The 17,273-nt window shown below is 71.9% G+C and carries 16 protein-coding genes and 1 riboswitch; of the genes, 9 read left to right on the forward strand and 7 right to left on the reverse strand.

The genetic code is table 11. The features are described 5' to 3' along the window. The first annotated feature begins 42 nt into the window (after window positions 1–42). The 5 genes from NI25_RS28535 to NI25_RS28555 all read left to right on the forward strand — a co-directional run bounded on the left by NI25_RS28535 (window position 43) and on the right by NI25_RS28555 (window position 6,520). The gene (locus NI25_RS28535) at window positions 43–852 is read left to right on the forward strand and encodes a c-type cytochrome (RefSeq protein WP_061445195.1); all 810 of its coding nucleotides are present in this window, start codon (window positions 43–45) and stop codon (window positions 850–852) included. Next, window positions 849–1,904, forward strand: coding sequence for a ubiquinol-cytochrome c reductase iron-sulfur subunit (locus NI25_RS28540; RefSeq protein ID WP_061445196.1), 1,056 nt, complete (start codon window positions 849–851; stop codon window positions 1,902–1,904). Before NI25_RS28535 ends, NI25_RS28540 begins: the two co-directional genes overlap by 4 nt. Then, complete coding sequence (locus NI25_RS28545; protein WP_061445197.1) at window positions 1,901–3,538, forward strand: cytochrome b; 1,638 nt, start codon at window positions 1,901–1,903, stop codon at window positions 3,536–3,538. Before NI25_RS28540 ends, NI25_RS28545 begins: the two co-directional genes overlap by 4 nt. A gap of 141 nt (window positions 3,539–3,679) precedes the next feature. After that, window positions 3,680–4,744 carry an anthranilate phosphoribosyltransferase gene (gene trpD, locus NI25_RS28550; RefSeq protein WP_061445198.1) on the forward strand — a complete coding sequence of 355 codons (1,065 nt, stop codon included), beginning with the start codon at window positions 3,680–3,682 and terminating at the stop codon, window positions 4,742–4,744. An 86-nt stretch (window positions 4,745–4,830) separates the two neighbouring features. Beyond that, window positions 4,831–4,947, forward strand: a riboswitch (SAM riboswitch). Window positions 4,948–5,095: 148 nt separating this feature from the next. Continuing rightward, the gene (locus tag NI25_RS28555) at window positions 5,096–6,520 is read left to right on the forward strand and encodes an aminotransferase class V-fold PLP-dependent enzyme (protein ID WP_061445199.1); all 1,425 of its coding nucleotides are present in this window, start codon (window positions 5,096–5,098) and stop codon (window positions 6,518–6,520) included. On the opposite strand, the gene NI25_RS28560 is transcribed toward NI25_RS28555, so the two are convergent. The 7 genes from NI25_RS28560 to NI25_RS28590 form a co-directional block, all read right to left on the reverse strand. Further along, window positions 6,427–7,731 carry a glycerate kinase gene (locus NI25_RS28560; RefSeq protein WP_107071876.1) on the reverse strand — a complete coding sequence of 435 codons (1,305 nt, stop codon included), beginning with the start codon at window positions 7,729–7,731 and terminating at the stop codon, window positions 6,427–6,429. The genes NI25_RS28555 and NI25_RS28560 overlap by 94 nt on opposite strands. 24 nt (window positions 7,732–7,755) lie before the next feature. Next, complete coding sequence (locus tag NI25_RS28565; protein WP_061445200.1) at window positions 7,756–9,171, reverse strand: SLC13 family permease; 1,416 nt, start codon at window positions 9,169–9,171, stop codon at window positions 7,756–7,758. A 72-nt stretch (window positions 9,172–9,243) separates the two neighbouring features. Then, complete coding sequence (locus tag NI25_RS28570) at window positions 9,244–9,906, reverse strand: response regulator transcription factor (protein WP_061445201.1); 663 nt, start codon at window positions 9,904–9,906, stop codon at window positions 9,244–9,246. After that, a complete protein-coding gene (locus NI25_RS28575) occupies window positions 9,903–11,270 on the reverse strand; it encodes a sensor histidine kinase (protein WP_061447138.1) in 1,368 nt (455 codons plus the stop codon). The genes NI25_RS28570 and NI25_RS28575 overlap by 4 nt, the downstream gene beginning before the upstream one ends. Window positions 11,271–11,328: 58 nt before the next feature. After that, entirely contained in the window at window positions 11,329–11,646 is a 318-nt protein-coding gene (locus NI25_RS28580; protein ID WP_061445202.1) for a hypothetical protein, read from the reverse strand. A gap of 164 nt (window positions 11,647–11,810) precedes the next feature. Further along, the gene (locus tag NI25_RS28585; protein WP_031035777.1) at window positions 11,811–12,092 is read right to left on the reverse strand and encodes an Lrp/AsnC family transcriptional regulator; all 282 of its coding nucleotides are present in this window, start codon (window positions 12,090–12,092) and stop codon (window positions 11,811–11,813) included. Beyond that, on the reverse strand, window positions 12,089–12,859 hold the full coding sequence (locus tag NI25_RS28590) for a rhomboid family intramembrane serine protease (RefSeq protein WP_061447139.1): 771 nt from the start codon (window positions 12,857–12,859) through the stop codon (window positions 12,089–12,091). Before NI25_RS28590 ends, NI25_RS28585 begins: the two co-directional genes overlap by 4 nt. A gap of 156 nt (window positions 12,860–13,015) precedes the next feature. Here NI25_RS28590 and NI25_RS28595 point away from each other — a divergent pair, with 156 nt between their 5' ends. The 4 genes from NI25_RS28595 (at window position 13,016) to NI25_RS28610 (ending at window position 17,216) form a co-directional block, all read left to right on the forward strand. Beyond that, a complete protein-coding gene (locus NI25_RS28595; RefSeq protein ID WP_030402115.1) occupies window positions 13,016–13,255 on the forward strand; it encodes a hypothetical protein in 240 nt (79 codons plus the stop codon). A 62-nt stretch (window positions 13,256–13,317) separates the two neighbouring features. Further along, window positions 13,318–14,661 carry an NYN domain-containing protein gene (locus NI25_RS28600; RefSeq protein ID WP_061445203.1) on the forward strand — a complete coding sequence of 448 codons (1,344 nt, stop codon included), beginning with the start codon at window positions 13,318–13,320 and terminating at the stop codon, window positions 14,659–14,661. A 262-nt stretch (window positions 14,662–14,923) separates the two neighbouring features. Beyond that, window positions 14,924–15,964 (forward strand): NlpC/P60 family protein, encoded by a 1,041-nt coding sequence (locus NI25_RS28605; protein WP_061447140.1) that lies wholly within the window; start codon window positions 14,924–14,926, stop codon window positions 15,962–15,964. 235 nt (window positions 15,965–16,199) lie between these two features. Continuing rightward, entirely contained in the window at window positions 16,200–17,216 is a 1,017-nt protein-coding gene (locus tag NI25_RS28610; RefSeq protein ID WP_061445204.1) for an NlpC/P60 family protein, read from the forward strand. The last annotated feature ends 57 nt before the right edge of the window (window positions 17,217–17,273 follow it).

Here is a 17,273-nt window from a genome sequence, read left to right on the forward strand (position 1 = left end):
CCAGAAGCATCGACGCAGAAGATCCTGACACCGGGGTAATCCGTGAAAAAGCTCTCCGCACGACGACGCCATCCGCTGGCGGCACTCGTCGTCCTACTCCTCGCGCTGGCATGCACAGGGGGGCTGTACGCCGCGTTCGCACCCGCGAGCAAGGCGCAGGCCGATGAAACCGCCCAGTCCCTCGCCATCGACGAGGGCAAGAAGCTCTACGCCGTCGGCTGTGCCAGTTGCCACGGCACCGGAGGGCAGGGCACCACCGACGGTCCGAGCCTGGTCGGCGTCGGCGCCGCGGCCGTCGACTTCCAGGTGGGCACCGGCCGCATGCCGGCCCAGCAGCCGGGCGCGCAGGTCCCGAAGAAGAAGGTCATCTACTCCCAGGCGGAGATCGACCAGCTCGCGGCCTACATCGCCTCGCTGGGTGCCGGTCCGGCCATCCCCTCGGAGGAGAAGTACGGCCCCGAGGGCGCGGACATCGCCAAGGGCGGTGAGCTGTTCCGCACCAACTGCGCGCAGTGCCACAACTTCACCGGCAAGGGTGGCGCCCTGACGCACGGCAAGTACGCGCCGAGCCTCGAGGGTGTCGACCCGAAGCACATCTACGAGGCCATGCAGACCGGCCCGCAGAACATGCCCTCCTTCCCCGACACCACGCTGTCGGAGCAGAACAAGAAGGACATCATCGCCTACCTGGACGCGGTCAACAGTGACGACACCGTGGACCCGGGCGGTCTGTCGCTCGGCGGCCTCGGGCCGGTCAGCGAGGGCCTGTTCGGCTGGATCTTCGGCCTGGGAGCCTGCATCGCCGTCGCCGTGTGGGTCGCCGCTCGGACCGCAAAGGCCAAGAAGTCATGAGTAGCCAAGACATTCCAGAAGAGAACCTGCCGGCTGAGCAGGGCGGCACGCACGTGCCGAAGCCCGCGGACGACAAGAACCCGTTCGCGGACCCGGGGCTGCCGCCCCACGAGCACCGGATCCAGGACATCGACGAGCGGGCCGCCAAGCGGTCCGAGCGCACGGTCGCCCTGCTGTTCACGGTGTCCATGCTGGCCACCATCGGCTTCATCGCCTCGTTCGTCGCGATCCCGCAGGACAAGTCGATCTACGTCTTCCCGATCGGGCACATCAGCGCGATGAACTTCGCGCTGGGCCTGACGCTGGGCGTGGCGCTGTTCACCATCGGCGCGGGCGCCGTCCACTGGGCGCGCACCCTGATGTCCGACGAGGAGGTCGCCGACGAGCGCCACCCGATCGAGGCGGACCCCGAGACCCGTGCGAAGGTCCACGCGGACTTCAAGCAGGGCGCCAAGGAGTCGGTGATCGGCCGGCGCAAGCTGATCCGCAACACGATGCTGGGCGCGCTCACGCTGGTGCCGCTCTCCGGCGTCGTCCTGCTGCGCGACCTCGGCCCGCTGCCCGGGACGAAGCTCCGCCACACGCTGTGGTCCAAGGGCAAGCTGCTCGTCAACATGAACACGAACGAGCCGATGCGCCCGTCGGACATCGGGGTCGGTTCCCTCACCTTCGCCAAGCCCGAGGGTCTGGAGGAGCACGACCACGACTTCCAGAACGAGATCGCCAAGGCGGCCCTGATGATCATCCGGCTGGAGCCGGACTCCATCAAGGACAAGCGCGAGCTCGAGTGGTCGCACGAGGGCATCGTGGCGTACTCGAAGATCTGCACCCACGTCGGTTGCCCGATCTCCCTGTACGAGCAGCAGACGCACCACGCGCTCTGCCCCTGCCACCAGTCCACCTTCGACCTTTCCGACGGCGCCCGGGTCATCTTCGGTCCCGCCGGTCACCCGCTGCCGCAGCTGCGCATCGGTGTGAACGACGAGGGGTATCTCGAGGCGCTCAGCGACTTCGAGGAGCCCGTCGGTCCTGCATTCTGGGAGCGCGGATGAGTACTGCAGCCAACGACGCACCCCGCTCTCGCGGGAAGGCACCGGCCGGCGAACGCGTCGCCGACTGGGCCGACGGCCGGCTGGGGATCTACTCCCTGGCCAAGGCCAACATGCGCAAGATCTTCCCCGACCACTGGTCGTTCATGCTGGGTGAGGTCTGCCTCTACAGCTTCATCATCATCATCCTCACGGGTGTGTACCTGACGCTGTTCTTCCACCCGTCGATGAACGAGGTCACGTACCACGGCTCGTACGTCCCCATGCAGGGACAGCTGATGAGTGAGGCGTACAAGTCGACGCTCGACATCAGCTTCGACGTGCGCGGCGGTCTGCTGATCCGGCAGATCCACCACTGGGCGGCGATCATCTTCCTCGCCGGCATGTTCGTGCACATGATGCGCGTCTTCTTCACCGGCGCGTTCCGCAAGCCGCGTGAGATCAACTGGCTGTTCGGCTTCCTGCTGTTCGTCCTCGGCATGTTCACCGGTTTCACCGGCTACTCGCTCCCGGACGACCTGCTCTCCGGCACCGGTGTCCGCTTCACCCAGGGCGCGATCCTGTCGATGCCGATCGTCGGCACGTACATCTCGATGTTCCTGTTCGGCGGGGAGTTCCCCGGGACCGACTTCGTCGCCCGGTTCTACTCGATCCACATCCTGCTGCTGCCGGGCATCATGCTCGGGCTCGTGGTCGGCCACCTGATCCTGGTCTTCTACCACAAGCACACCCAGTTCGCGGGCCCCGGCAAGACCAACAAGAACGTCGTCGGCATGCCGCTGCTGCCGGTGTACATGGCGAAGGCGGGAGGCTTCTTCTTCCTGGTCTTCGGTGTCATCGCGATCGTCGCCGGCATCGCCTCGGTCAACCCGATCTGGGCCATCGGCCCCTACCGTCCGGACCAGGTGTCGACCGGCGCCCAGCCCGACTGGTACATGGGCTTCGCCGAGGGTCTGGTCCGCGCCATGCCGGGCTGGGAGATCAACTTCTGGGGTCACACGCTGGTCCTCGGCGTGTTCGTCCCGCTGGTGATCTTCGGTATCTTCCTGGCGGTCCTCGCCCTCTACCCGTTCATCGAGTCGTGGGTGACCGGGGACAAGCGCGAGCACCACATCCTGGACCGGCCGCGCAACGCCCCGACCCGTACGGCCTTCGGCGTCGCCTGGGTCACCGCGTACATGATCATGCTGATCGGTGGTGGCAACGACATCGTCGCCACGCACTTCCACCTGTCGATCAACGCGGTCACCTGGTTCGTGCGGATCGGGTTCTTCGTCGGACCGGTCATCGCGTTCGTCGTCACCAAGCGGATCTGCCTCGGCCTCCAGCGCCGGGACAAGGACAAGGTGCTGCACGGCCGCGAGTCGGGCATCATCAAGCGCCTGCCGCACGGTGAGTTCATCGAGGTCCACGAGCCGCTCAGCCAGGAGCAGCTGCACACGCTCACGGCGCACGAGCAGTACAAGCCGGCCGAGATCGGCCCCACGGTCGACGAGAACGGCGTCGAGCGCAAGGTGAAGGGCACCGAGAAGCTCCGCGCCAAGCTCAGCGAGGCCTACTACGGCGAGGAGTCGCAGATTCCGAAGCCGACCGTCGAGGAGTACAAGGAGATCACGAGCGGCCACGGCCACCACTGACCCTCCAGCGTCGCCACACCACGGTCGAAGGGCCCCGTCCGTTCCGCGGACGGGGCCCTTCGACCGTGTCCGGGCTGGATAGGGTGGAAGCGCGATCCCCCGTCCACGACTTTCCACGACACACACGATCAGGAGCGGCTCATGAGCGCTGTGACCCCCGCTGGAGGCGACATCGCGGCGGGCCGCTCCTGGCCCGCCCTGCTGAACGGACTGCTGGACGGCCGCGACCTGTCCGCGGACGACACCGCCTGGGCGCTGGACGTGATCATGCGCGGCGAGGCGACCGACGCGCAGATCGCCGCCTTCGCGGTCGGCCTGCGGTACAAGGGTGAGACCGTCGAGGAGATCTCCGGCCTGGTCCGCACCATGTACGAGCACGCCAACGTGATCGAGGTGCCGGGCGAGACCGTCGACATCGTCGGCACCGGCGGCGACGGCGCCAAGACGGTCAACATCTCCACCATGTCCGCGATCGTCGTGGCCGGCACGGGTGCGAAGGTCGTCAAGCACGGCAACCGGGCCGCCTCCTCCGCGTCCGGCGCCTCCGACGTCCTGGAGAAGCTCGGGGTCAACCTGGAGCTGACGCCGAAGCGGGTGGCCGAGGTCGCCGAGGAGGCCGGCATCACCTTCTGCTTCGCGGTGAAGTTCCACCCGGCGCTGCGCCATGTGGCGGCGGCCCGCGGCCAGCTCGGCATCCGGACGGTGTTCAACTTCCTGGGCCCGCTGACCAATCCGGCCCGGGTGAAGGCCCAGGCGATCGGCGTCGCCCACGCCCGGATGGCACCGATCATCGCCGGCGTCTTCGCCGAGCGCGGCAACTCCTCCCTGGTCTTCCGCGGCGACGACGGCCTCGACGAGCTGACCACGACCGCCACCTCCCGGGTCTGGATCGTGCGCGACGGCCAGGTGACCGAGGAAACCTTCGACCCGCGCGACGTCGGCATCGACCTGGTGCCGGTCGAGGCGCTGCGCGGGGCCGACGCCTCCTACAACGCCGACGTCGCCCGTCGGCTGCTGGCCGGGGAGACGGGCCCCGTACGGGACGCGGTGCTGCTGAACTCGGCGGCGGCCCTGGTGGCCCTGGAGCCGGGCGCGGGGCCGCTGGCCGAACAGATCCGGGCCGGGATGGACCGGGCCGCGGAGTCGATCGACTCGGGCGCGGCCCGGCGCGTCCTGGAGCGCTGGGTGGCGGCCACCCACGCGTAGCCGTCCGCTCTCCTCGTGTGACGTGCGTCCCGCGATCCGGACCCCGGGTTGCGGGACGCCGATCACTTCCCCTAGGTTTTTCGACAGGTCATGAGTGACAGTCATGAGGCCCCGGCCGACTGTCCGGCAACCCTCCGTCCGTGGCGGGGTGCCCCGGGTGAAGACCAGGTCGTGGACAGCAAGGTCCACGGCAAGCGCGGACCCCTCGCGGAACCAGGGGTCCTGGGTCGTCCGAGGGAGTCTCCCGTGAACCAGCGAATGCGATAGGGCCGCGAGCCCCGCCTCCGCTCACTCTTCTCCTCTTCTCTTTCACGGCGCACATCTCCGCGCCGGTCCTCACGGGAGTCCGTCATGTCCGCACCCGCCCCCGCCTCCGTCACCGCTGCCCCCGCCGTCGCCGCCCCGCTGCCCGTCCTCGGCCGGGACGTCACCGTCCCGCTCGTCACCGGCGGGGAGGTCACGTACGCCGCGCTCGACTACGCCGCCAGCGCGCCCGCGCTCCAGCGGGTCTGGGACGACGTCGCCGCCTACGCCCCGTACTACGGCAGCGTCCACCGGGGCGCCGGGTACCTGTCGCAGCTGTCGACCGACCTGTTCGAGAACGCCCGCCGGACCGTGGCCGAGTTCCTCGGCTGCCGGGACGACGACCAGGTGGTGTTCACCCGGTCCACCACCGACTCCCTCAACCTGCTGGCCGCCGCGCTGCCCGCCGGGAGCCGGGTCTTCGTCTTCGAGACCGAGCACCACGCCTCGCTGCTGCCCTGGCGCGCGGCCGACGTGACCTACCTGGACGCCCCGCGCACCCCCGCGCAGGCCGTCGAGACCCTGGAGCGGGCCCTGGCCGCCCGCGAGCCGTACGGGCCGGCCCTGGTCTGCGTGACGGGTGCCTCCAACGTCACCGGCGAGCTGTGGCCGGTGCGCGAACTGGCCGCCGCCGCGCACGCGCACGGCGCCCGGATCGTGCTGGACGCCGCCCAGCTCGCCCCGCACCACCCGGTCTCGGTGACCGACCTGGACGTCGACTGGGTCGCCTTCTCCGGGCACAAGCTGTACGCCCCCTTCGGCTCCGGTGTGCTGGCCGGGCGGGCCGACTGGCTGCGCGAGGCCGAGCCGTACCTCGCCGGCGGCGGCGCCAGCCGCAGGGTGAGCCGGCGTGCCGACGGCGGTGTGGACGTCCAGTGGCACGAGAGCGCCGCCCGGCACGAGGCCGGGTCGCCCAACGTCATCGGCGCGTACGCCGTCGCCTCCGCCTGCAAGGCGCTCACGGAGGCCGGCTTCGACTCGCTGGTGGCCCGCGAGGAGTACCTGATCCGCAAGGTGCGCGAGGGCCTCGCCGACGTCCCGGAGGTGCGGATCCTCTCGCTCTTCGGCGACGACGCGCCGCGCGTCGGGGTGCTCTCCTTCGTCGTCGAGGGCTGGAACAGCTCGCACTTCGCCGCGGCCCTCTCCGCCGAGTACGGCATCGGCGTGCGCGACGGTCTCTTCTGCGCCCACCCGCTGCTGCGCACCCTGCTCGGCAGCGACCCGCAGGCGCAGGGCGAGTGCGGCGCCCCCGAGGCGGCACCCGGGGAGAAGTCCCTCAACGCCGTCCGCGTGAGCTTCGGCGCAGGCACTCCGGACGAGCACGTCGAGCGGTTCGTGCACGCCGTCAGGGAACTGGTGAGCGACGGTGCCCGGTGGAACTACCGCACCGAGGACGGCCGTTGCGTGCCCGACACCGCCTCGGCCGCCGACACCGCCTCGGCCACCGACGCCACTTCGGCCGCCGGCGCCTGAGCGGGCGGACCCGCCAGGACCGCTCGGTCCGTCCGGCCGGGCAGCCGCGATCCCAGCAGGATCATCCGCAACGCCCGTTCCGTGGCGTCCGTCAGGAGCTCCGAGGCCCGCAGCAGCGCGTCCGCGAGGGCCATCGGCGCCGGCAGGATGCCGTGGCAGGCGTCCACTCCCGGCACGTCGTGCGCACCCTCGCCGAGGGTGCCGGCCAGGGCGAGGACGGGCCGGCCGTGGAGCTTGGCGCGGCGGGCCACCTCGGCCGGGACCTTGCCGCGCGGCGTCTGGCGGTCCAGGGCGCCCTCCGCGGTGAGGACCAGGTCGGCGCGGGCGAGCCGGGCGTCCAGGCCGAGGTGGTCGAGCAGCACGTCGAAGCGGGGCAGCAGCCGGGCCCCGACCGCGGCGAGCCCCGCGCCGAGACCGCCGGAGGCGCCGGTGCCGGGGCCGGTGCGCAGGTCGGTGCCGACGACGCCGAGGTCGCGGACGAGGACGCGCGCCCAGTTCTCCAGGCCGGCCGACAACTCCTCGACCTGCGCGGGCGTCGCCCCCTTCTGCGGGCCGAACACCCGGGCCACGCCGCGCTCTCCGCACAGCACGTTGAACGGGTTGCAGGCGACGAGCAGTTCGGTGTCCTTCAGCCGGGCGTCCAGGCCGGACGGGTCGATGCGGGCGAGACGGGCCAGCTCCCCGCCGCCGTGGGGGAGTTCGAGGCCGTCCGCGTCGAGGAGCCGGGCCCCGAGCGCCTGGAGCGCGCCGGCGCCCCCGTCCGACGTACCGGAGTCGCCGCAGCCGACGAGGACGCGCCGGACCCCGGTGTCGAGGGCGGCGCGGATCAGTTCGCCGACGCCCCACGTGGTCGTGGCCCCCGGGTCGCGCAGGGCGCGCGGGACCAGGGAGAGCCCGGCCACGGCCGCCATCTCCACCACCGCCGTGTCCCCGGCGCCGAGCAGCGCGAAGTGGGTGCCGACCGGTTCGCCGACCGGGCCGGTGGCGGGCAGCGCGACCAGTCGCCCGCCGGTCGCCGAGGCCAGCGCGACGGCCGTGCCCTCGCCGCCGTCCACCAGCGGGATCCGGTCGATCTCGGCATCGGGCAGGACCCGGCGGACGCCCGCCGCGATGGCGTCGGCGGCGGCCTGCGCGGACAGGGACTCCTTGAAGCCGCTGGGGGCCACGACGACACGGTTCAGCACGGAGTACGCAGAGGGCACGGAGGGCATGGAGGGCTCCTTCAGCGGGTCACTTCAGCGGGTCACGGGTACGCCGAGCAGCGGCCAGACGGCGGCGGCGAAGAACAGCACGAGCGCGGCGGTCAGCGGTGCCAGGACGGCGGACAGCCGGAGCAGGTCGCGCGGGGTGTAGGTGGGGACGCCGGGGACGTCGGCGAAGAGCGTGACCGGCTTGGCGGAGGCCGGCAGCGTGTGGCAGAAACCGGCCGCCGCCGTGGACGCGAGCGCGGCGGCGACCGGATTGACCCCGGCGCCCACGGCCGCGGCGACGACCAGCGGCACCAGGACCGAGGAGCGGGCCGAGCGGGACTGGAGCACCAGGTGGGCCGCCGTGCTCACCGCCACCACGACGCCGAGGAAGACGCCCGGTCCGACGTGCGCGGGCAGCCCCGACACCAGCCACTTGGCCGCGCCGGAGTCGGCGAGCGCGACCCCCATCGCCATGGTCGCCGCCATGAACAACAGCAGCGACCAGGGCACGGTCTTCAGGGCGTCCTTGAGCCCCACGGTGCCGAGTGCGGGGGAGGAGGCGACGACCGCGCCGATCAGCGCCACGACGGCGGGGGAGACCTGGTGCAGGGGCTCGCTGCACCACAGGGCCACCACCGTGGCCAGGAGCAGCGCGCAGCGCTTCTCGGCCTGCGTCCAGGGGCCGGTGACCGGGCCGGCGCTGTGCCGCTGTATCTCCTCGGCGGTGATGCGGACGGGGCCCTGGCGGTCCGCCCGCCGGGTGGTCGTCAGCAGGACCGTCTCGGCGGCGAGATGGGAGGAGGCGACGGCCAGCGGCAGGCCGAGCAGCAGCCACTGGGTGAAGCCGATCCGGTCCCCGGTGGCCTCCCACAGCACCGACACCGTGATCAGATGCGCGCCGGCGCCGATCAGGGTCGCCACCGCCGACAGCAGGATCACGGTCGGGAAGAGCAGCGCCAGCATCACGACCAGGCGCCTGCGGTCCGCCAGGGCCTTGGCGAGGGCGAGGAACACGGGCAGCGCGAGCGCCGCCCGGCCCGAGGTGGCCGGCACCGCGAAGGCCGTGACGACCAGGGCGGCCGTCGTCAGGTGCGTCAACTGCCGTACGGTGCGCGCCCCGCCGACCAGGAAGGCCGCCGCCCGCCCCGCGAGCCCGGTCCGGGCCACCGCCGCCGCGAGCACGAAGGCGCAGATCAGCAGCCACACCGTGGCGTCACCGAGGGTGCCGAAGAGGGTGTCGCTGCTGATCACGCCGGTCGCGGTCAGCGCCAGTCCGGCACCCAGCGCGATGTACGTGTCGTCGACCGGCGTACCGACCCAGGCGCAGGTGGCCAGCGCGAACACGGCGAGGGTGAGGCGCGCGTCGCCGCCGAGGGCGGGGAAGTTGGCGGGGACCGCCAGCAGAGCGCACAGGGACAGCGCCACGCACAAGGCCGCCGCCAGACGGAGGTTCAACGTCACGCCCTCGAGGGTTCTCCCGGGCGGTGAGTCCTCAATGAGCCCGGCATGAAGGAAACTTCACCGGAAAGCCGGTCATCCCGGCAGCCGGTACCCCATGCCCCGCACCGTCTCCACCCGCTGTGCCCCCAGCTTCTTGCGCAGCGCCCGCACGTAGACGTCCACGATGTTGGAGCCGGGGTCGAAGTCGTAGCCCCACACGTGGGACAGGATCTGCTCCCGCGACAGGACCTGCCCCGGATGCCGCAGGAACAGTTCCAGCAACACGAACTCACGGGCCGTCAGGTCCACCGTCCGCTCCCCGGTACGGGCCCGGCGGGTGCGCAGGTCCAGGGAGAGGTCGCCGGACCGCAGCACCGTCACCTCGGGCGCCCTGGCCGCCGTACGCAGCCGCAGCCGTACCCGGGCGAGCAGCTCCTCGAAGCGGAACGGTTTGGTCATCCAGTCGTCGGCGCCGCCCTCCAGGCCGGCCACCGTGTCCCGTACGGAGTCCCGCGCGGTGAGCACGATCACCGGGGTCGTCACCCGGGACTCGCGCAGCTCGCGCAGGACCGTGAAGCCGTCCCGGCCGGGCAGCCCGATGTCCAGGACGACCAGGTCGAAACCGCCGGTGAGGGCGTACTCGCGGGCGGCGTCGCCGTCGGCGACCGCGGTGGTGGTGAAGCCGTTGGCGCGCAGGCCCTTCTCGACGAAGGAGGCGATGCGCTCCTCGTCCTCGACGATGAGGATGCGGTTCATGGTCGTGCCTCTTCCAGAGTGAGTACGAAGGTGGCGCCGCCGCCCTCGGTGGCGCGCAGCTCGGCCCGGCCGCCGTGGCCCTCGGCGATGGCCCGCACGATCGACAGCCCGAGCCCGGCGCCCGTGCCGCGCACCCCGCGCCGGGCCGTGCCGCGCCGGAACCGCTCGAAGATCACCTCGGCGTCCTGCGGCTGGACGCCGGGTCCCGAGTCGGCGACGTACAGCTCGATGCGCGGGCCGTCGGCGCGGGAGCCTATGCGGACCCGCTGGCCCGCCGTGGTGTGCTGCACGGCGTTCTGCGCGAGCTGCACCATTGCCTGGGTGATGCGCTGGGGGTCGAGCTGGACCTCCCGGTCGGCGACCTGGTCCAGCACCCACTCCCGGTCGCCGAGGGTGCGGGCCTTGACGAAGACGTCGGCGGTGAGTTCGGCGAGCTGCACCGGCTCGGGGGTGACGAAGTCGGGGCGTTCGGCCTTGGCCAGCAGCAGCAGGTCCTCGACGATGCGGCTCATCCGGTCCAGCTCGTCGGTGACGAGGCGGACCGTCTCCTCCCGCTCGGCCGGATCGTCGCCCATCAGTTCCAGGTGACCGCGGACGATGGTGATCGGGGTGCGCAGCTCGTGCCCGGCGTCGTCGACGAACCGGCGCTGGGTGGCGAAGGCGCGCTCCAGGCGGTCCAGCATCGCGTTGAACGTCTCCGCGAGGGCCGCCACGTCGTCGTGGCCGTGCACCGGGATGCGCCGGGTCAGGTCCTGCTCGGTGAGCTGTGCGGCGGTCGTGCGCACCAGCCGCACCGGTTTCAGGATGCGGCCCGCGACCACCCAGGCGATGCCCGTCGTCATCAGCAGGGCGACACCGGAGATGGCGAGCAGGACGCGGAACACCTCGTCCGCGCGCGCCTGTTCGCGTCCCGGGTGGAAGGCGACCACGAACGCGGCCGCCGGTTCGCCGCCGTAGCGGGCCACGGTGACCTTGGCCCAGCGGATCTCGCCCTCGGGCCGGTCCAGGGTGCCGCTGGAGTCGGGGGAGGCGTAGATGCGGCGCCGGGCGTCGGCGTCCTCGTGCAGGGGCCGGTCGACCGGGATCTCCCGCTGCTGGATGATCTGCGTGGGCCTGCTGCCGCCGGCCTCGCCGACCAGGCCGACCAGTTCCTCGTCGAGGTCGGCGTACTGCCGCTCCAGGAAGACCCGCAGCAGCCGCCCCGGGTCGGTGAACGGGCGGCCGGTCTCCGGGTCGAAGCCCTGCTCCTCGAAGTTGGCGAACTCGCCTGCTTCCTGGGCGAGCAGGCCGCTGATCCGCTGGTCGGTGTCGCGCAGCAGGATCGAACGGGTGGTCGCCGCGACCGAGGCCAGCGCGACGGCCATCACGAGCAGCAGCCACAGCAGGATGCGGACCCGGGCCGAGACCCGGCGGCGCTCGCGCTCACCCGTCGCCGGATCCGTCGCCGGATCCGTCGCCGGGTCCGTCGCCGGGTCCGTCGTCGGCGTCGCCGCCCCGGTCGTCGTCATCGTCGTCATCCGAAGGGCCGTCGGTGACCGGCGGCCGCGTCACCACCTGGTCGCTGGGCGTCGGCTCGGGCGAGGAGGCCGGTTTCGGGCCGGGGGAGCCGCTCTCCAGCTCCACCTTGGCCGGGACCCTGGGCTCCTGAGGGCTGTCGGTCAGGGCGAAACTGGTCGCGGCGATGCCGAGGGGGATCAGGACGACGGCCGCGAGGGCCGCCATGCGGCGGGAGAAGACCATGCGGTGGATTCTGCGCGAGGTGTCCGGCGGGCCGGATGAATCCCGGATGAAGGACCCTTCATGTCCGGCTGCGGATTGCTGCGGGTTCGCTGTGGCTGGTCGCGCAGTTCCCCGCGCCCCTTGGGGCGCGCCCCCTTCCGGGGCGCTTCCCACTCGCCGGCGTCTCAGTTGTCCAGGCCGATGGCGAACGCCGCTTCCAGGTCGTGCTGGGAGTAGGTGCGGAAGGCCACGTGGGTGTCCGTGCCCTCCACGCCCGGGATCTTGCTGATGCGGCCGGGGATGACCTCGGCCAGGTCCTCGTGCCGGCTGACCCGCACCATGGCGATCAGGTCGTAGGTGCCGGTGACGGAGAAGACCTCGCTGACGCTCTCCAGCGCGGCGATCTGCTCCGCGATCTCGGGAATGCGGTCCACGCTGGTCTTGATGAGGACGATCGCGCTGATCACGGCTGGTTCTCTCCCTCGGGCGCCGCCACTGGAACGCTCTTCACTCTAGCCGCAGGCCCGAACCGCACCCAGGCGAAGGCGAAGCCGAGACCGAAGCCCACCAGGTGCGCGAGGTAGGCCACCCCCGGACCGTCACCGGCCCGCCCCGCCGCCATCCACTGCAGGGTCACCCAGAACGGCAGCACGACCCAGGCCGGGAAGCGCAGCGGCAGGAAGAAGAGGAAGGGCAGGAGGCTGGTCACGCGGGCCCGCGGAAAGAGGAAGAGGAACGCGCCGAGGACCGCGGAGATCGCCCCCGAGGCGCCGACCAGGGACTCCTGGGAGTGTGCGTTGGCGCCCGCGTAGCCCAGCAGGGCCAGGTAGCCGCAGCCGAGGTAGAACAGGGCGAACTGGAGCCGTCCCATCCGTTCCTCGGTCATCGCGCCGAAGACGTAGAGGAAGAGCATGTTGCCCAGCAGGTGCACCCAGCTGCCGTGGACGAACAGCGCCGTGGCCGGGGTGAGCGCCGACCCGGGGGAGTCCTCGAACAGTTCTGCGGGGATCACGCCCCAGCGCCGGAAGTAGGCGCGTTGCGCCGCCAGCAGCTCCTCCCCGGTGCCGTACACCGGATTGAGGCCGGCCGCCGGGCTGATCATGAACAGCAGGCAGCACAGGGTGATCAGCGTGTACGTCACCGGCGCCGCCCGGCGCCGCGACGAGCGGCCCCCGACGAGGGCTCCGGCCGCGGTGACCGTTCTGCGGGCCGCCGTGCTCCAGTTGCGGATCATGAACACAGAGCATGACGTAACGGGCGCAACGGGTCATAGCGCCTCGCCGCCGTGGACACGCGGGCGTCCGGTACCCGCCAGGCCGTAGGGTTACGAGCCACACGCACCGGGGGAGTCCGGCGCGTCACCGACACTGGAAGAGAGCGAACAGCCACGATGACGGTTCCCCTGCCGACCGACACGACGCGATGGCGCTGCACCCTCTGCGGCAACCTCACCCGCTTCGACGTGACCCGGGCCTCGAAGGTCGTGGAGTACGTGCACCTCGATCTGGCCGGCGAGCCGACGGTGGAGGAGCGCGAGGTGCTCAGTGAGACCATCGAGTCGGTGCGGTGCCGCTGGTGCAACGCCGTGGACCAGGTGGAACTCGTGGACAGGCCGGATGCCGCCTCCTGAGCGGAGCGGCCCCGCACAAGGCGATTCCGGCCCGGGATCGCCCTGAGACATTGGGGTGACGGATGGTGGAGACACACGGCGGGGGGCCGGGCGACGGCGCCGCTGAGGTGCTCGACCGCCCGCTGCCCGACGGCGTGCGCCGCCGGGTCGTGCAGATCGTGTCCGACGGCTTCGGCTCGCTCACCCTCGGCGAGCTGCCCGCACAGCTGAGGCAGTACGCCAGGTTCGCGCCGAACCGCCGGGCCAAGTTCGCCGGCAACGCCATGGCCGCCGCCGTGGAGACCGACGCGCTCTTCCGGCAGCGCATCGGCGAGAAGCTCCGCGACGCCCAGCCCGAGCTGGCCGGCGCCCTGGACGCCGGATCCGCGCTCCCGGCCGCCGACCCCCTCGACGTGGCCGCCGCCGCCTACGTACTGCGCCCGCACGGCTGGGTGAAGCTGGTGACCGCGGCCGGCGAGGAGGCGCAGCGCGCGGACGCCGAGCGCGCCGACGAGGAGAGCCGCGCGGAGCTGGAACGGCTGCGCGAGGAGCTGTCCCGGGCCCGGGAGCACACCAAGGGCGAGACCGAGCGGCTGCGGGCCGAGCTGGACGCGGCGAAACGGGAGACCGAGTCGCTGCACCGCAAGCTGCGCTCCGCCCTCAGCGACGTCAAGCGCGGCGAGGCGGCCCTGCGCAAGCTCCGGGCCGAGACGGACGCCGTGCGCGCCGAGGCGCACACCCAGGTCTCCGCCGCCGAGAGCGAGACCCGGCGGCTCAAGGCCCGCCTCGCGGAGGCGGAGGCCGCCCTGGAGGCCACCCGCAAGGCCGCCCGTGAGGGGCGCAGCGTCGAGGACATGCGCGTACGGCTGCTGCTCGACACCCTCCTCGACGCCACCCAGGGGCTGCGCCGCGAGCTGGCGCTGCCCCCGGTGTCCGTGCGGCCCGCCGAGACCGTGGACGCGGTCGAGCCCGGCCGGATGACGCCGAAGGACATCGCCAACCGCGCCCTGTCCGAGAACGACCCGGCGATCCTGAACCAGTTGCTGGCGCTGCCCCAGGCCCATCTGGTCGTCGACGGCTACAACGTCACCAAGACCGGCTATCCGCAGATGCCGTTGGAGAAGCAGCGGCTGCGGCTGCTCGGCCAGCTCTCCCAGCTCGCCGCGCAGACCGGCGCCGAGATGACCTGTGTCTTCGACGGGGCCGAACTGGTGGCGCCCGTGCTGCTCGCGCCGCCGCGCGGGGTGCGGGTGCTGTTCTCCAAGCCCGGTGTCACCGCCGACGAGCTGATCCGCCAGCTGGTGCGGGCCGAACCGCCGGGCCGGCCGGTCATCGTCGTCTCCACCGACCGCGAGGTCGCCGACGGTGTCGCGCGCGCGGGCGCACGTCCGGTGGCGTCCGCGGTGCTCCTCAAGCGGCTTTCCTGACGGCTCGTTCGTTTCCCGTCGGCTTCCGGCCACTTCTCTTCACTTCCGCATCAACCGTAACGTAGGCACCCTATGCCCGAATTGACGGAACCGTCACGCAACGTAGCGTCAGATGAGCGTTACTGCAGGTGAGTTGCGGCAAATAACGCGGTGCGTAACCGTGATTTTTCGGCGGAGGATTTGAACTGATCACGAGTGGGTCACTAGGGTCACCCTTCGAACCCTCGAACGGGTGATCCCTCTCAAGAAGGAGCTCGTCTCCGTGGCGTCCCACCGTCGTCCCAAGCAGCCGAGCCGCACGCGTGTGACCGTGCTCACCACCGCTGCCGCCGCCGCTGTCGCTCTCAGCTCCCAGGCCGCCAACGCCGCCCCGAGCGAGAAGCCGAGCAAGGACGAGGTCAAGGCCAAGGTCGACAAGCTCTACGAGGAGGCCGAGCAGGCCACCGAGAAGTACAACGGCGCCAAGGAGAAGCAGGAGAAGCTCCAGAAGGAGATCTCCACCCTCCAGGACAACGTCGCCCGCGGCCAGGAGGAGCTCAACGAGCTGCGCGACGGCCTCGGTTCGATGGCCAGCGCCCAGTACCGCTCCGGCGGCATCGACCCCTCCCTCCAGCTCTTCCTGTCCGCCGACCCGGACAACTACCTGGACAAGGCCTCCACCCTCGACCAGCTGAGCGGTCAGCAGGTCGAGGCGCTGAAGAAGATCCAGGAGAAGCAGCGCGACCTCGCCCAGCAGCGTTCCGAGGCCTCCGAGAAGCTCAAGGACCTCTCCGCCACCCGCACCGAACTGGGCAACAAGAAGAAGGAAGTCCAGGGCAAGCTCTCCTCCGCGCAGAAGCTGCTCAACACGCTCACCGCGCAGGAGAAGGCCGCCCTCCAGCAGGAGGAGCAGCGCGCCAACCGCACCAGCGAGCGCCAGGTGCTCTCCGGCAAGTCCACCCCCGCCTCCGGCCGCGCGGGCGCCGCCTTCGCCGCCGCGCAGAGCAAGATAGGCACGCCGTACGTCTACGGCGCCACCGGCCCGTCCTCGTTCGACTGCTCGGGCCTGACCTCCTGGGCGTACGCGCAGGCCGGCGTCGGCATCCCGCGGACCTCCCAGGCGCAGGCCAACTACGGCACGCGGATCTCCTCGATGAGCCAGCTGCAGGTCGGCGACCTGGTCTTCTTCTTCAACGACCTGCACCACGTCGGCCTCTACGCCGGCAACGGCCAGGTCCTGCACGCGCCGCGCACCGGCACGAACGTCCGCTACGAGTCGATGAGCACCATCGGCGGCCCGTTCATGTTCGGCGTACGCGTCTGACCGAAGGCCCGAGGCCCGAGACACCCGAGGGCCCTCGCCACCCGAAGTCACCCCCGCCGTACCGCCCGTTCGGGCGAATCGCGTCCGGGCCCTGTGACCCCCCGCCCCGCCGGTGACCTGCGTCAGCGGCGGGGCGTCGCGCTGCGCGGCCCCGGAGGTCGTTGGCCGGTGCCCCGTCGCGGGGTTACTGTCTGCCGCGTTTCCCCGTCCGCCAGCGGAAGGAGTGCGGCTTCCCGTGGGGTCCCATCGCCGCCTTGCACCATCCGGGTTCGACCGCGGCTCCACCGCCGCCGTCGGCCTCCTCTCCGTCGCCGCCGCACTCCTGGGCGCCGTGCCGGCCACGGCCGCCCCCCACGACGACCGGCGGGCGGAGGTGGACCGGCTCCACGCCGAGGCGGAGCGGGCGACCGAGGCCTACAACAAGGCCGACGCGCGCACCGACAGGCTGCGCGAGGAGGTCACGACGGCCCAGGACTCCATCGCCCGGCAGCAGCAGCACGTCAACACCCTGCGGGACGACCTCGGATCGCTGGCCGGTGCCCAGTACCGCTCCGGCGGCGTCGACCCGTCGCTGGCACTGCTGCTCTCGGCCGAGCCGGACGACTACCTCGACCGGGCCTCGGTGCTGGACCGGATCACCACCCGCCAGGCCGGCGAACTCAGAGAACTCCAGCAGGCGATGCGCGACCTCGCCCAGGACCGTGCGGAGGCGGCCGCCAAACTGACCGAGCTGGAGAAGGGCCGCAAGGCCGTCGCCGCCCACAAGAGGACCGTCGAGCGCAAGCTCGCCAAGGCCCGCGCCCTGCTCGCCGCCCTGCCGGACGACGAGCGCGCCGACCACCTGCGCGGCTCCCGCTCCGGCCGCGAGGACCTGACCGCCCTCGCCGGTGCCGCCGCACCCGCCTCCGGGCGGGCCGCCGCGGCCTTCGCCGCCGCCCGCTCCGCCCTCGGCAAGCCGTACGTCTGGGGAGCCAACGGCCCCTCCGGCTTCGACTGCTCGGGCCTGACCCAGTGGGCGTACGCGCAGGCCGGCGTCGGCATCCCGCGCACCTCGCAGGCGCAGACCGGCGCCGGGCGGCACGTGTCCCTGGCCGAGGCACGCCCCGGCGACCTGGTCGCCTACCGCGACGACGCCAGCCACATCGCCATGTACGCCGGCAACGGCCAGGTGATCCACGCCCCCTACCCCGGCGCACCGGTGCGCTACGACCCGGTCGGCATGATGCCGGTCTCCTCGGTCACCCGGGTGTGACCGGCGCGGGCCCGCGGGCCGCCCGCTGAGGCCTCCCGCAAGCCCGTGCCGCCCCTC

This window comes from Streptomyces sp. CCM_MD2014, assembly GCF_000772045.1.
GTDB classification, from domain to species: Bacteria; Actinomycetota; Actinomycetes; order Streptomycetales; family Streptomycetaceae; genus Streptomyces; species Streptomyces salinarius.